This is a genomic window from Rhodoferax ferrireducens (genome assembly GCF_003347515.1).
Lineage (GTDB): Bacteria > Pseudomonadota > Gammaproteobacteria > Burkholderiales > Burkholderiaceae_C > Rhodoferax.
The window spans coordinates 19,651-32,377 of sequence record NZ_QEII01000278.1 but is presented as its reverse complement, the minus strand read 5'-3'; the positions used below and the strand labels follow the sequence as shown (position 1 = coordinate 32,377).

The 12,727-nt window shown below is 65.7% G+C and carries 9 protein-coding genes; all 9 read left to right on the top strand.

What is annotated here, in order from left to right:
* Positions 1-56 precede the first annotated feature (56 nt).
* The 9 genes from C5P05_RS15855 (at position 57) to C5P05_RS15815 (ending at position 12,674) form a co-directional block, all read left to right on the top strand.
* Positions 57-1,733, top strand: a complete 1,677-nt coding sequence (locus C5P05_RS15855; protein WP_114970820.1) for a DUF1302 domain-containing protein — start codon at positions 57-59, stop codon at positions 1,731-1,733.
* Positions 1,734-1,758: 25 nt separating this feature from the next.
* On the top strand, positions 1,759-3,114 hold the full coding sequence (locus tag C5P05_RS15850; protein ID WP_420130757.1) for a DUF1329 domain-containing protein: 1,356 nt from the start codon (positions 1,759-1,761) through the stop codon (positions 3,112-3,114).
* Positions 3,114-4,193 carry a WD40/YVTN/BNR-like repeat-containing protein gene (locus C5P05_RS15845; RefSeq protein ID WP_114970818.1) on the top strand — a complete coding sequence of 360 codons (1,080 nt, stop codon included), beginning with the start codon at positions 3,114-3,116 and terminating at the stop codon, positions 4,191-4,193. The genes C5P05_RS15850 and C5P05_RS15845 overlap by 1 nt, the downstream gene beginning before the upstream one ends.
* 8 nt (positions 4,194-4,201) lie before the next feature.
* Complete coding sequence (locus C5P05_RS15840; RefSeq protein ID WP_114970817.1) at positions 4,202-6,631, top strand: efflux RND transporter permease subunit; 2,430 nt, start codon at positions 4,202-4,204, stop codon at positions 6,629-6,631.
* Positions 6,632-6,692: 61 nt separating this feature from the next.
* Complete coding sequence (locus tag C5P05_RS15835; protein WP_157979351.1) at positions 6,693-8,327, top strand: methyl-accepting chemotaxis protein; 1,635 nt, start codon at positions 6,693-6,695, stop codon at positions 8,325-8,327.
* Positions 8,324-9,445 (top strand): ABC transporter substrate-binding protein, encoded by a 1,122-nt coding sequence (locus C5P05_RS15830; protein ID WP_114970815.1) that lies wholly within the window; start codon positions 8,324-8,326, stop codon positions 9,443-9,445. The genes C5P05_RS15835 and C5P05_RS15830 overlap by 4 nt, the downstream gene beginning before the upstream one ends.
* Positions 9,446-9,498: 53 nt before the next feature.
* Complete coding sequence (fdhA, locus tag C5P05_RS15825; protein WP_114970814.1) at positions 9,499-10,701, top strand: formaldehyde dehydrogenase, glutathione-independent; 1,203 nt, start codon at positions 9,499-9,501, stop codon at positions 10,699-10,701.
* 22 nt (positions 10,702-10,723) lie between these two features.
* Positions 10,724-11,698 carry an alpha/beta hydrolase gene (locus tag C5P05_RS15820; protein ID WP_114970813.1) on the top strand — a complete coding sequence of 325 codons (975 nt, stop codon included), beginning with the start codon at positions 10,724-10,726 and terminating at the stop codon, positions 11,696-11,698.
* Between the two features lie 49 nt (positions 11,699-11,747).
* Complete coding sequence (locus C5P05_RS15815) at positions 11,748-12,674, top strand: helix-turn-helix domain-containing protein (RefSeq protein WP_114970812.1); 927 nt, start codon at positions 11,748-11,750, stop codon at positions 12,672-12,674.
* The last annotated feature ends 53 nt before the right edge of the window (positions 12,675-12,727 follow it).

Sequence of the window (12,727 nt, the reverse complement as noted above, 5' to 3'; positions counted from 1 at the left end):
CAGCTGGCGCCCACCCGAAGTTCACGGCAACAAAACACATAACGAGGAGACATTTCATGGACAAGACATTCAACCCCTTCAAACTCAGTGCCTTGGCGCTGGCGAGCAGTTTGCTCTGCGCACTGCCAGCCCACGCCTTCGAAATCGAAACCCCTGACCCGGACACCAAAATCCGGCTCGACTTCACGCCCAAATACAGCACGGCCTACCGGCTGAAAGATCCTTCGGCCCTGCTCACCTCGCCCGCCGCACGCGGCGATGGCGGCGTGACCAATGAGAACGACGGCGACCTCAACTTCAAGAAAGGCGTGGTCTCCAATCGCGTCGACCTGCTGACGGAGTTCGACTTCAGCCACGGCAACTGGGGCTTGCGCATCAGCCATGCCGCCTGGTACGACTCGGCCTACATGGGCACCAACGCCAACGACGGCACGATGGGCGTGAGCAACTTTGCCGGCCAGGCGGCCAACCAGTTCCTTCCAGCGACGGTGGATCAACATGGTCGTGGCAATGAGTTCCTCGATGCCTTCGTCTACGGCAAGGGGACCTTGGGCAGCATGCCCGCCTCCATCCGCGTCGGCAAGCACGCGCTGCAATACGGCGAGAGCCTGTTCTTCGGCCAGAACGGCATTGCGAATGCCCAGGGGCCGGTGGACATCGCCAAGATCGTCTCGGTGCCGAACTGGCAGTTCAAGGAAGTGCTGCTGCCGGTGGAGCAAATTTCCGGTTCGCTGCAGGTGGCCGAGGGTGTGACGCTGGGCGGCTACTACCAGCTCAAATGGCGGCCCAGCAAGATCGCCGGAGTCGGCAGCTATTTCTCCAACCAGGACTACATTGGCGGAGGCCGCCTCTACCTGGGCGGGCCGCCTGTGCCCGCCGACGACAGCAAGGACCAGAAGCCCGGCGACAGCGGCCAGTTCGGCGCGCAGTTGCGCTGGTCGCCGGCCGGCAGCGCCTTCGAATACGGCCTGTACGCGGCGCGCTACCACGACAAGACGCCGGCGGTGCCGGTGTTCGACCTGATCAATGGCAACATGCACAAGGTCTATGCCGAGGGCATCAAGACCTTTGGCGCCAGCGTCACCTCGTCCATCGGGCAACTGAACTGGGCATTGGAAGGCTCGGTACGTGACGACGCCCCGCTGGCCAGCGACCCGGCCGTGCTGGCCGGCGCGCCCTTCATGCCCGCACCCGACTGCAGCGGCTCGGTGAGCAACCCCTGCTATGCCATCGGCCGCACGGCGCATCTGAACCTGTCGGGCATCTATGTGCTCAACAAGTCCGGCCTGTGGGACGGCGGCGCCATCGTGGCCGAGCTGGCCTGGAACCGCACCCTGAGCGTCAGCAAGAACCCCAGCGCGGTGGGCTTCGGCGGGCTGGACCCGAATACCACGCGCGACGCAGCGGCCTTTCGCATGATCTTCGAGCCGCAGTACTTCCAGGTGCTACCGGGTCTGGACCTGTCGATTCCGATCGGCTTGGGCTACAACTTTGGCGGACGCTCCTCGGCCATCTTCAACTTCGCCGGTGGCGCCAGCAATGCGGGCGACCTGAGCATCGGCATCAAGGGCAAGTACCGCGAATGGAATGTGGGCCTGAGCTACACGAGCTTCTTTGGCGAGGAGAACACCTTCACCATCACCGACCCCAGCACGCCCACCCGCATGCTGTCGTTCGGCCAGACCAATGCCGACCGCAACTACCTGTCCTTCAATGTTTCCCGCACCTTCTAAAAAATCCACCGAGGCACACACCATGATGAAGAACGCCCAACACACCTTGCTCGCAGCCGCGTTGCTGACGGCCTTTGTATCCGCCCAGGCCGCCGTGAGCGCCGATGAAGCCGCCCAGCTCAAGTCGAGCCTGACCCCGCTCGGCGCGGAAAAGGCCGGCAACAAGGCCGGCACCATTCCCGCCTGGGACGGCGGCCTGAGCAAGGCCACGCCCGGCTACAAGACCGGCGATGCGCGCCCCGACCTGTACCCGACCGAAAAACCCACCCTGTCCATCAACGCCAAGAACATGGCGCAGCACGCCGACAAGCTGAGCGACGGCGTGCAGGCGCTGATGAAGAAGTACCCCGACTTCCGCATCGATGTCTACCCCACGCACCGCACGTCGGCTGCCCCTCAGTCGGTGTACGACAACACCTTTAAAAATGCCACCCGCGCCAAGACTGTCGAAGGCGGCTTCGGCATGGAAGGCGCTTTTGGCGGCGTGCCCTTCCCGATCCCCAAGGATGGCTATGAAGCCATCTGGAACCAGCGCACGGCCTGGCGTGGCGGCAACGTCACCCTGCCAATGCGGGTCTGGGTCGTGACGGCAGACGGCCGCCGCGCCATGGCCTCGGGTGGCACGCAGACCCTGCACCAGGCTTTTTATGCCAAGGACGGCAGCCTGGAGAAGTTTGATGGTTACTACTCGTTCGGCAAGTTCGTCGCCAACGCGCCGGGCTCCAAGGCCGGTGAAGCGATTCTGGCGCTGGACGGTGTGTCCGACGCCGCACCGCGCGGCCTGTGGCAGTACCTGGTGGGCCAGCGCCGTGTGCGCAAGGCGCCTTCGGTGGCCTACGACACACCGGACTCGGTGACCTCCGGCATCGGTCTGTTCGATGAAGCCTTCACCCTGTTTGGCCCGATCGACAAGCACGAGTTGAAGCTGGTGGGCAAGAAGGAGATGTACATCCCCTACAACAACAACCGGGCCGCCTCGGCCAAGGTGGAAGACCTGGTGACGCCCAACACGCTGAACCCCGCGCAGGTGCGCTGGGAACTGCACCGCGTGTGGGAAGTGGAAGCCACGCTGGCGGCCGGCAAGCGCCATGTGGTGCCCAAGCGCAAGTACTACATCGACGAGGATTCCTGGCAAATCGCGCTGTTTGACGGCTGGGACGCCAAGGGCCAACTCTGGCGCACCAACTACGCTTTGATGCTGACCATGCCAGACGTTCCTGCCGTCTCGAATTTTGTGTTGTGGGGCGGCTACGACATGCAAAACGGTTCTTACTACCTGAACATGGCTTCCAACGAAATGCCCAAGCAGTATGAAATCGTGCCGCCGATTCCGCGCAGCTTCTTCAGCCCGGAATCGCTGTCCAGCGAAGGCGCACGCTGATGAGCAGATCCGCACACCCTGGCATGGCGCGGCGCGCGGTCCTGGGGGCGCTCGCGGGCTGGGCCGCCGCGGCGGCGCTCCCCGCCGGGGCGGCCAGTGCGCCTGCGGTGCTGTCCGCGGCGGCCCTCCTGAGCCCCAAGGCCCTGGGCGCGGCCACGCTGGCCGTGACCCGCGCGGGCCAGCGCCTGGTGGCGGTCGGCGAACGCGGCACCGTGCTGCTGTCGGACGACCATGGCGTGAGCTGGAAACAAGCCCCGGTGCCGGTGCAAGCCACGCTCACTTGCGTGCGCTTTGCCAATGACAAAACCGGTTGGGCGGCCGGCCATCTGGGCGTGATCCTGCGCAGCGATGACGCTGGCGCCAGCTGGCACAAGCAGCTCGACGGCCTCCAGGCCGCGGCGCTGATGCTGCAGGCGGCGCAGGCCACGGGCGATGACAAGGCGATCGCCAATGCCCAGCGCTGGGTCGAGGAAGGCGCGGACAAACCGTTTTTCGACCTGGAATTCATCGATGCCCAACGCGGCTTTGCCGTCGGCGCCTACGGCCTGATATTCGCCACCCTCGACGGCGGCAAAACCTGGGCGAGCGTGGCGCCGCGTTTGCCCAATCCCAAATCCCTGCACCTGTACGGCCTGCGCGCCCACGGCCAGACGCTGCTGATCGCGGGTGAGCAAGGTTTGCTGCTGCGCTCCACCGATGGCGGGCTCAGCTTCAGCGCGCTGACCTCGCCCTACAAAGGCAGCTTCTTTGGCTTGCTGCACACCGCAGGCGATGTCTGGGTGGCCTACGGTCTGCGCGGCTCGGCCTACCGCTCCCTGGACGCGGGCACGCAGTGGGAGAAGCTCGACACCGGCGTACCCATGACCGTCGGCGCGGGCACGGCTTTGCCGAAAGGCGGCTTTGTGCTGCTGAGCCAGGCGGGTGACGTGTTGCTGGGGCGCGACGAAGGGCCCGCGCTCAAGCGCACGCCAGCGCGCGAGCCGCTTCCGGTGTCCGGTGTCGCCATCGCGGTCGATGGCAGCCTGGTGTTGGCCAGCCTGCGTGGGATGCGGCGCTTGTCCGCACCGTCTGTTAACTGAAAAAATTTATGCACGCCGATTCCTTCTCCAATACCCAGCCCGTCATCGCGCGGCTGGAAGACTTCGACACGCGCTCGGGCAACTGGGTGGAGCGCGCTTTTTTCAACCACCGTCCCTGGGTCATGGCGATCTGCCTGCTGCTGACCCTGGTGCTGGGCTGGTTCGGCAGCAAGCTGCAACTGAACGCCAGCTTCGAGAAGACCATCCCGACCTCGCATCCCTACATCGTCAACTACCTCGCGCACAAGGGCGATCTGGCCGGCCAGGGCAATGCGCTGCGCCTGGTGGTGCAGGCCAAACAGGGCACGATTTACGACAAGAACTACCTGGACGCGCTGCAGAAAATCAACGACGAAATCTTCCTGCTGCCCGGCGTGGACCGGCCGTTCATGAAGTCACTGTGGACCCCGAGCACACGCTGGGTGGCGGTGACGGAAGAAGGACTGGACGGCGGACCGGTGATCCCCGACAGCTACGACGGCTCCTCTGCCAGCCTGGCCGAACTGCGCGCCAACGTGGAGCGCTCGGGCGAGATCGGCCAACTCGTGGCGGGCGACTTCAAGTCCAGCATCGTGTTCGTCCCCTTGCTGGACCGCAACCCCGAGACCGGCCAGGCGCTGGACTACGGCGATTTATCGCGCCAGATCGAAGCGCTGCGCGCCAGATACGACAGCGATGCACTGCAGATTCGCGTGACCGGGTTTGCCAAGGTGGTGGGCGACTTGATCGAGGGTCTGCAACAAGTTTTGTTGTTCTTCCTGTTGGCCCTGGCGATCACCACCGTGGTGCTGTATGGCTACACCCGCTGCAAGCGCAGCACGGCACTGGTGGTGGCGTGTTCGCTGGTGGCGGTAGTCTGGCAGTTCGGCCTGCTGGCTCTGCTGGGCTATGAGCTGGACCCGTATTCGGTGTTGGTGCCGTTTCTGGTATTTGCCATCGGCATGAGCCACGGCGCGCAGAAGATGAACGGCATCATGCAAGACATCGGGCGCGGCACGCACCGCGTGGTGGCGGCGCGCTACACCTTCCGCCGCCTGTTCATGGCCGGCCTGACCGCGCTGCTGTGCGACGCCGTGGGTTTCGCGGTGCTGGTCATCATCCAGATCAAGGTGATCCAGGACCTGGCCCTGATCGCCAGCATCGGCGTGGCGGTGCTGATTTTCACCAACCTGGTGTTGCTGCCCATCCTGCTGTCCTATACCGGTGTGGCGCCCTCGGCGGCGGCGCGCAGCCTGCGCGATGAAGTCGCGTTTGAAGGTGCCAAGCGGCCCTGGCTGTGGGCCTTGCTGGACCACTTCACGCAAAAGCGCTGGGCCACCGCAGCCGTAGTCGTGGCGGCCTTGATGGCGGCGGGGGGTTATGCCGTCAGCCTGAATTTGAAGATCGGCGACCTCGACCCCGGCGCCTCCGAGCTGCGCCCCGATTCGCGCTACAACCGCGACAACGCCTACCAGATCGCCCATTACGCCGCCAGCGCCGACATCCTGACCGTGATGGTGACAACGCCGGTCGACCAGTGCACGCGCTACGCCACGCTGGCCAAGCTCGACACCCTGGCCTGGAAGCTGGAGCAACTGCCCGGCGTGGAGTCCACCAACTCCATGGCGGGGCTGTCCAAGCTGGCGATGGTGGGCTACAACGAAGGCAATTTCAAATGGTTTGAGTTGCTGCCCAACGACGGCGCACTGGGCGGCGTGCAGACCCGCGCGCCGCGCGAGCTGTTCAACCAGAACTGTTCCTTCCTGGCGCTGTACGTGTACCTGAAGGACCACAAGGCCGAGACCCTGTCGCGGGTGGTGGCCGAGGTGGAGCGCTTTGCCGCCGCCAACAACACGCCCGAGATCAGCTTCAAGCTGGCCGCCGGCAGCGCCGGCATTGCCGCCGCCACCAACATCGTGGTGGGCAAGGCCATGCACGAGATGCTGCTGTGGGTCTACGCCTCCGTGGTGATTCTGTGCTGGATCACCTTCCGCTCGTGGCGCGCGGTGGTGGTGGCGGTGCTGCCGCTGGTGCTGACCTCCATCCTGTGCGAGGCGCTGATGGTGTGGCTGGGCATGGGTGTGAAAGTGGCCACCTTGCCGGTGATTGCGCTGGGCGTGGGTATTGGCGTGGACTATGCGCTGTATGTGCTGAGCATCACCCTGGCCCGCATGCGCGAGGGGGCCAGTTTGTCGGACGCCTACCACCACGCTTTGCAGTTCACCGGGCGCGTGGTGATGCTCACCGGCATCACGCTGGCGCTGGCCGTCGGCACCTGGGTGTTCTCGCCGATCAAGTTCCAGGCCGACATGGGCATCTTGCTGGCCTTCATGTTTGTCTGGAACATGGTGGGCGCCTTGGTGCTGCTGCCGGCGCTGGCGCATTTCCTGATTCGCATGCCTGTTGCTGATACGCACGTGCGGCATACCGAGCCAAGTGCAGGCGTGGCGCCCGCCTGATCAGGGCCTGAAAGTCCACCATGAAATTCTTGCGTGCTTTGACGAGCTTGGCGGGTCTCGCATGCGCCTGAACCTCTTGAGTCGCTGTAGCCTGGTGACCCGGCTGGCACTGGCCTTTGGCCTCGTGTTGCTGTTGTTTGCCATCACTTCGGCCACCGCCATCATCCAGCTCCGGGCGGTCGAACATGGCATGCAGGACGCAATGGCGACCGGCCAGCGCCTGGCGGCCCAGGCCCGCAACATGCACGACCGCGTGGCCGACGCCTATCTCGGCCTGCTGGTGGCAACGATGGTCGATGATGCCGAGGATCTGAAATACGAGAACACAGCCCTGCAAAAGGCGCTGGCGGCCTATCAGACGACCTACCAACAGGTCTTCGGCGCCGATCACCGCGCGCAACAAAGCGCTGCGGTGCTGGTGCACGCTGCAGCCCTGGAAAACGCCGAGATTGAGCTGCGGCCCTTGCTCGGCAGTGCGGTTCAGCGGCTGAAGCTGGCGGCTGATTCGGCCGGCGCAAACTACGAGCGCGACCCGGCGATCCAGATCCTGGTGGTCAGCAGCGTCAAACCCCTGTTTGACCAATGGCTGCATGCCATCGACGCGCTGACCGAAGGCGCGGCGCAGGCCACGGCGCAGGCCGGTGCGCAGGCCGGCGCTGCGGCCCGTCTGGCGCGCCTGTGGCTGGCTGGCACGACGGCGGCTGCGCTGTGCCTGGGGGCCGCTGCGGCGTGGTGGATTGCCCGCGGCGTGACACTGCCGCTGCGCCATGCCATGGCGGTCGTCAGCCAGGTTGCGCGGGGCGACCTTTCGCATCCTGTGTCTGGCGCGGCGCAGGACGAAACCGGCCGCCTGCTGGCGGCCCTGGCCACGATGCAGGAGGGCCTGCGCACGCTGGTTGGCGCGGTGCGCGAGGCGGCTTCGGCCATTGATATGTCCGCGTCGCATGTGGCCGCCGGCAACGACGATCTGTCGCAGCGCACCGAGCGCGCTGCCGTTTCGTTACAACGCACGGCCGCGGCGACGACGCAGTTGGCCGGCAGTGTGCAATTGCTGGCGCAGTCGGCCTCGGCGGCACACGAGATCACCGGCTCGGCCACGAAGGCCGCGCAACAGGGTGGCGCAGTCGTGCTCAGTGCCCAGTCCAGCATGGCGGATATCAACCGTTCATCGCTGCGCATGGCCGAGATCGTCGGCATGATCGACGGCTTCGCCTTCCGTACCAACATCCTGGCCTTGAACGCCTCGATCGAGGCCGCCGGCGCCGGCAAGCATGGCCGCGGTTTCGCGGTGGTGGCGGCCGAGGTGCGCGCCTTGTCGCAGGGCGTTGCAAGCGCGGCCAGGGATATTCGCCGGCTGATCGAACAATCGGCAAGCGAAGTGGCGACTGGACAACGCCACGTCGAGAACGCTGCGCGCAGCATGACAAACATCGTGAGCGCCGTTAGCGAACTGGCGACCTTCGTGACCGACATCGCTGCCGCCACAGTCGAGCAAGGGCGCGGCATCGCCGAGGTCGACCAGTCGGTGCATGAACTCGAACGGATGACACAACAAAACGCCGCGCTGGTCGAACAGAGTGCGGCCGCGGCCGCGTCCATGAGCCAGGAGGCCGAGCGCTTGACGGGCCTGGTCACGGTTTTTCGGCTGGAGCCCGTGGGCGAGCCGGTCCCGGACGCTATCAGCATGACAACATGATGAAACACGGCTTGCGTCTGTTCCTTGCCCTGACGGTGCTGCTGTGCGCGGGCATCACTGCCGGCGCAACGCCCGAACCCGTCGTCATCGGCCAGTCGCTACCCCTGACGGGGGCGGGCTTCTCCGTAGCGAACCGGGTGCTGGCCGGTGCCAAGGCCCATGTGGCGCGCGTCAACGCGTCCGGAGGCATTCTCGGGCGCCCGGTCGAGCTGGTGACCCTGGACGACGGCGGCGACCCGAAACGTGTGGCCGCCAACGTACGCACCCTGGTACGGCTGCACAAGGCGACCGTCATCGTCAATTGCCTTGGTGAACCGGCGTGCCTGGCGGCGGCCGAGACCACGGCTGAGCTTCGCGTGCCGCTGGTCGGCCCCATGTCGGGCGCACTGGCCCTGCGTTCGCGCGAAGTCCGTCATGTTTTCAGCCTGCGCCCGGAGGATGACCGGGAGGCCGACGCCCTGGCGCGCCAGTTGCACGCGATTGGCATCTCCAGGGTGGTGCTCTTGGCCGATGAGGCCGAACCAGCGCGGACCCTGGCGCTCGCCGCGGCCTTGCGGCGCGCCGGCATGCAGATTACCCGCCTCAAGGCCGAGGCGCAGCCGGCATCGATTGAAGCCGCGTTTCGAGGCATCGCCCAGGCTGCGTCACAGGCGCTGGTTCTCAGTCTGGGCAACGAGGTGCTGGAGACCTTGGCACGGCTCCCGGTCGCCGCGCGCGAGGGGATTCCCTCCACCATCGCCACGCTGTCATCCGCGGGCCTGACACAAGTGACGCACTTGTTTCGTGACCGGATGATTGGCTACACCAGCGTGGTGCCGAATCCCGAGGTGACCCATCTGCCCATCGTGCGCGAACTGTCGCGCGACGCTGATGCCTACATCGGCCCGGAGGCACTGAGCTTCGAGGGCCTGGAGTCCTACCTGACGCTTCGCCTGTGCACCGAAGCGCTGCGCCGTACCGGCCCCCATGTCGATGGGCAACGCCTCGGTGAAGCGATTGAAAACCTGGGAACACTGGACCTGGGCGGCTTTCGCCTCACGTTTGGACGCGAGCGCCATCACGGCTCGGACTATGTCGAGATCGGCATGCGTGCACGCGACGGCAGGCTGCTGCGATGAGCGTGATCGCGGACCGGCTTACACCATTACCACAACCACTGAAGGAGACTGTCATGTCATCAAATCGAGGTGTCGCTTATATCCAGCAAGGCCAGGTCGAGGTCCAGGCCATCCCGTTCCCGGAATTGAGCGACCCGCGCGGTCGCCACATTGACCACGGGGTGGTCCTGAAGGTCGTCACCACCAACATCTGCGGCTCCGACCAGCACATGGTGCGCGGGCGGACCACGGCACCGGCCGGGCTCATCCTGGGCCACGAGATCACCGGCGAGGTGCTCGAAATCGGCCGCGATGTCGAAACCCTGAAAAAGGGCGACCTGGTGTCCGTGCCCTTCAACGTGGCCTGCGGCCGCTGCCGTACCTGCAAGGAACAGCACACCGGCGTGTGCCTCACCGTCAATCCGGCGCGTGCCGGCGGGGCCTATGGCTATGTGGACATGGGCGGCTGGGTCGGCGGCCAGGCCGAGTACGTGATGGTGCCCTATGCTGACTTCAACCTGCTGAAGTTTCCCGACAAGGCGCAGGCGATGGAGAAGATCCTGGACCTGACCTGCCTGTCCGACATCCTGCCCACCGGCTACCACGGTGCCGTGACCGCCGGTGTCGGGCCCGGCAGCACGGTCTACATTGCCGGCGCCGGTCCCGTGGGCCTGGCTGCGGCGGCCTCGGCCCAGTTGCTAGGCGCAGCGGTCGTGATCGTCGGCGATGTCAATCCGGCACGGCTGGTGCATGCGCGGCGCGTCGGCTTCCAGACCGTGGACCTGTCGCTGGACGCGACGCTGACCGAGCAAATCGAGCAGATCCTGGGCACGCCCGAGGTGGATTGCGCGGTGGATGCGGTCGGCTTCGAGGCGCGCGGCCACGGACACGAGGGTGCGCAGCATGAAGCGCCCGCGACGGTGCTGAACTCGCTGATGGAGGTGACGCGCGCGGCCGGCAAGATCGGCATCCCGGGCCTGTACGTCACGGACGATCCGGGCGGCGTGGACGACGCGGCCCGGCGCGGCGCCTTGAGCGTGCGCCTGGGCCTGGGCTGGGCCAAGTCGCACAGTTTTTTCACCGGCCAGACGCCGGTCATGAAATACAACCGCGCGCTGATGCAGGCGATTTTGTGGGACCGCATCAAGATCGCCGAAACGGTGGGCGTGCAGGTGATCTCGCTGGACGAAGCGCCCAAGGGCTACGCCGAGTTTGATGCCGGCGCGCCGAAGAAATTTGTCATCGATCCGCATCGCCTGCTGAAGCAGGCGGCTTGAACTTAAATCCGGAGAAACCACCATGAAGACTATTGAAGACCCGGTCCTGACCACGCTGGCCAAAGCAGACCTGGACCCGGCCCTGGCCGGCTTCCTGGCCCAGGCCTCGGCCCAAGGCAACCCGCCGCTGGAGAGCTTGCCGCCACCCGTGGCACGGCAAATTTACCGCGAGCTGGCCGACGCCCTGGGTCTGCCGGCACCCGCAATTGGCGAGGTGTTGGAAACTACCATACCCGGTCCGGGCGGGTCGCTGCGCTTGCGCGTTTATGCGCCCGAAACCGCACACGGCACGCCCTGGCCGGTGTTGCTCTACGTGCACGGTGGCGGCTTCGTGATCGGCGATCTGGACACCCATGACAAGGTCTGCCGCACCTTGTGCCACCACGCCGGCATGCTGGTCGTGGCGGTGGACTATCGGCTGGCGCCGGAGCATCCGTTTCCGGCCGCGCCCGACGACGTCGAGGCCGCCTTGCGCTGGGTTCTCGCGCATGCCGCCAGCTGGGGCGGTGACCCGAGCCGCATCGCCGTGGCGGGCGACAGCGCCGGTGCGCAACTGGCCCTGGTGGCGGCGCGGCGCGTGCAGGCCACGGCGGTTCGCGCGCTGGGCCTGATCTACCCGGTCGCGCAGCATCCCGACGTAGCGAGTGACTCCTACCGGGAGAACGGCGACGGCAAATTCCTCACCGTTGGCGCGATTCATTGGTTTACCGCCAGCTACCTCGGCGGGCAAGCGGAGGCGCTGGTGCACCCGGACTATGCCTTGCTGAAGTCCGACGGGTTTGAACCATTGCCCGCCACCTGGGTCGCCACCATGGGCCACGACCCGCTGCGCGACGAAGGGCATGCGCTGGCCCAGCGTTTGACGACGGCCGGCGTAACGGTGGCGCACCGCCACTATCCGGGTGCCATCCATGCCTGCATCCATTTCACGGCGGTGTCACCCATCGGCCTACAGGTGATGACGGATATGGCGCAGTGGCTACGTGAGCAGATTTGACTCATGTTGACTTGTATTCACCTTTACCGTAGCGCACAATTTCAGAATCATGACGAATATGACACTGCCGCAAGGCACACTGGAAGCCGGCGGCTTGAACCAGTGGAATGACCTGGTTGGAAACGTCTTCGGCGATATAGCGGTGGATGCGCCTGCGCGGGGCTTCCATGCGAGCATCAAGCATCAAGCTTGGGGAACACTGGCCATGTCGACGGTGGACTCAACGCCGGCGCGCGTCGAGGGCGGCACGCGTTGTGCCGGGCCGCGTGAGCGGGCGCGCGGAGGTTTTCTCTTGCTCAACGTGCTCGGGCACACCACGGTCTCACAAGATGGCCGCCAGGCCGTGCTCGGTCCGGGCGACTTGACCGTGGTGCGCCAGGGAGAGTTCTATTGCATCGAGTTTGACGAGGTCCATCGCATGCAGGTGCTGGCCTTGCCGGAACTGGACGATCGCAGCGCCTTCGACGAGCATGTGGCACGCGGCCATCCCGGCCGCGAAGCACCTTTGCTCGGTGCCTTCATGACGCAACTGGCCGGCATGAATGATTCCCTGGCCCCCTCACTGGACGGCAACGCGGGCGTGCGCCTGGCGCTGGACCTGCTGGCGTTCAGTTGGCCGCGCCGGGGCGGTGACGCGCTGGTGGACCATGGCGCGCTGGAGAAATGGGAACGCCTGCTGATGGCCTGCATCGAGCGCGAGCTGTGCGACCCCGATCTCGATGCCCACGCCCTGGGCCGCACCCTGGGCATCAGTGCCCGCTATGTCCAGATGGTGCTGGCTCGACGCGGCACGACGCTCACCGCCTACCTGCAGGAGCGACGGCTGCAGCGGGCGGCCCAGCGCCTGCGCGCCAGCGATGCCGCGCGCATTGGCGACATCGCCCTGGAGATTGGCTTCAACGACCTGTCCCACTTTTGCCGCTGCTTTCGCAGGCGCTTTGGTTGCAGCGCCAGGGACTGGCGCCAGGGACACTGAACTCGTCTGCAGCAGGCTTTTTCACCTATCGTTTTCCCCTAGTTTTCGCGGCC

Bases quoted from the DNA above. Each gene is read 5' to 3' on its own strand.
- C5P05_RS15855 (WP_114970820.1), top strand. From the start codon at position 57: ATGGACAAGACATTCAACCCCTTCAAACTCAGTGCCTTGGCGCTGGCG.
- C5P05_RS15850 (WP_420130757.1), top strand. From the start codon at position 1,759: ATGAAGAACGCCCAACACACCTTGCTCGCAGCCGCGTTGCTGACGGCC.
- C5P05_RS15845 (WP_114970818.1), top strand. From the start codon at position 3,114: ATGAGCAGATCCGCACACCCTGGCATGGCGCGGCGCGCGGTCCTGGGG.
- C5P05_RS15840 (WP_114970817.1), top strand. From the start codon at position 4,202: ATGCACGCCGATTCCTTCTCCAATACCCAGCCCGTCATCGCGCGGCTG.
- C5P05_RS15835 (WP_157979351.1), top strand. From the start codon at position 6,693: ATGCGCCTGAACCTCTTGAGTCGCTGTAGCCTGGTGACCCGGCTGGCA.
- C5P05_RS15830 (WP_114970815.1), top strand. From the start codon at position 8,324: ATGATGAAACACGGCTTGCGTCTGTTCCTTGCCCTGACGGTGCTGCTG.
- fdhA (WP_114970814.1), top strand. From the start codon at position 9,499: ATGTCATCAAATCGAGGTGTCGCTTATATCCAGCAAGGCCAGGTCGAG.
- C5P05_RS15820 (WP_114970813.1), top strand. From the start codon at position 10,724: ATGAAGACTATTGAAGACCCGGTCCTGACCACGCTGGCCAAAGCAGAC.
- C5P05_RS15815 (WP_114970812.1), top strand. From the start codon at position 11,748: ATGACGAATATGACACTGCCGCAAGGCACACTGGAAGCCGGCGGCTTG.